Origin of the sequence: Nocardia sp. NPDC060220 (assembly GCF_042727815.1) — a bacterium.
Classification (GTDB): domain Bacteria; phylum Actinomycetota; class Actinomycetes; order Mycobacteriales; family Mycobacteriaceae; genus Nocardia.
Genome location: NZ_JBHWZY010001152.1, coordinates 1 through 1,749 on the forward strand (window position 1 = coordinate 1; position 1,749 = coordinate 1,749).

Below are 1,749 nucleotides of genomic sequence, written 5' to 3' on the forward strand. Positions count from 1 at the left end.
CTCCCGTCCCGTCCTGCTCGTCGGCCTCGCTCAGTTCGAGCACACCGCTGTTGAGCGCGACCGCCGTCCAGCCGCCGCAGCGGAACCCCTCCGCGGCCGGCACCACCTCCGGCTGCCCGGCCCTGCGGGAACACCAGAATCCCGGCTGCCGCGACCACCACGATCAGGGCCGAGAACAGCACGGTGCGTCCCGCCGTGGTCACCGAGCGCCGGACCGCGTCGTCGACGGTGCGTCCATCGGCGAGTTCCTCGCGGAACCGGCTGAGCACGAACAGTCCGTAGTCGATCGCCAGGCCGAGCCCGATCATCGAAACGACCGGGGAGACGAAGGAGTTCACCTCGGTGACCGCGGTGAGGCAGCGCAGCAGTCCCCACGCGCCGAGCATGGTGAGTCCGCCGACGATCAGCGGCAGCGCCGCGGCGACGACACCGCCGAACAGGAAGAACAGCAGGATCGCGACCGCGGGGACGGCGAACAACTCCACCCGGCGCTGATCCTGAACCATGGTGTCGTTCAACGCGAGTGCGACCGGTTGTCCGCCGGCGAGCTCGACCTCGACTCCGGGGATCACGAACTCCTCGGCGATCTTGCGGTAATTGCGGCCCTGTTCGGTGGGGTCGAGGCCGCTGACCGCGACCGAGGCGAACGCGTAGTCACGGTCGGGGGACCCGAAGACCTCGGGAATCGCCACGCCGGTATCGGTCGGCCAATACGCGCCGTTGACGCGGTCGATCTCGTTCGGGAACCGCTGCGGCAGAGTGTTCAGGCCCGCCACGACCGTCGCGGCGAAAGCCGGATCGTCGATGGTGGTGCCTTCGGGCGCCCGCACCAGCAGGATCACGTCGCTGCTGTGATCACGGCCGAACGCGTTGTCGCGCACGTGCGCCGCGCGCACCGATTCCGAAGACGGATCGTCGAAGCCCTTCGCACTGAGATCCGCGCCGAGTCCGAGCCCGTAGGTGCCCAGTGCCAGTAATCCGGTCACCATTATCAAGATCACCAGATATCGCCGCCGCACGACGGTGTCTGCCCATTGTGTCAACTCGGCGAACACATTCGCCTCCCAACTGCTCGCGATGTGGTCGAACTTGTCAGGAGTCGCCTGCCTTTTCGGTCGCTACCGCGCAATGTTGCGGCCGGTCACAACGATTCTCGGAATGCTGTTGTGAGCCATGACTTCGCGCTCTGGGCCCGATCACAGGAGACCGCGCGATTACCCGTCCGAAATTCCAGAGGTCGGTAATCGCCACGATCGCCGCGGGGGTGGGCTTCTACGTTGACACCAACGGTCACATGCCACAGGCCGGTCGAGCCGGAGGAAATTTCGTGTCGGATATTGCCATTGTCGGAATCGGATGTCGGTTCGCGGGCGGAATCGATTCCCCGGAATCGTTCTGGGACTTTATCGTCGACAAGCGCGACGGCGTCGTGGAGATGCCCGCCGATCGCTGGGATTGGCGCCGCTACTACGACCCCGAACCGCGAACCCCGGGGCGCAGCTACACCAAACACGGCGCCTTCATGACCAACGATCCGTGGGAGTTCGATCCCGACTTCTTCGGGATCTCACCGCGCGAGGCCACGGTGCTCGACCCGCAGCAACGGTTGATGCTCGAGGTGACCTGGGAGGCCCTCGACGATGCCGGGATCGCGGGGCGCTCGGCCGGCGCGCAGGTGGGGGTCTATGTGGGCGGCTTCGTCGTCGACCAGTCGGTGATCGGGGTGGTGGGCCCTGCCCTGTTCCACAC

2 protein-coding genes are annotated in these 1,749 nt (G+C 66.4%); one reads left to right on the forward strand and one right to left on the reverse strand.

The genetic code is table 11. From position 1 onward, the window contains the following. A partial coding sequence (locus ACFWF3_RS34710; RefSeq protein ID WP_379318293.1) for an MMPL family transporter occupies positions 1 to 1,055 on the reverse strand: 1,055 nt, incomplete at its 3' end. A gap of 272 nt (positions 1,056 to 1,327) precedes the next feature. Between ACFWF3_RS34710 and ACFWF3_RS34715 the strand changes: the two genes are divergently transcribed. Beyond that, on the forward strand, positions 1,328 to 1,749 hold a 422-nt coding region (locus ACFWF3_RS34715), incomplete at its 3' end, for a beta-ketoacyl synthase N-terminal-like domain-containing protein (RefSeq protein ID WP_379318295.1).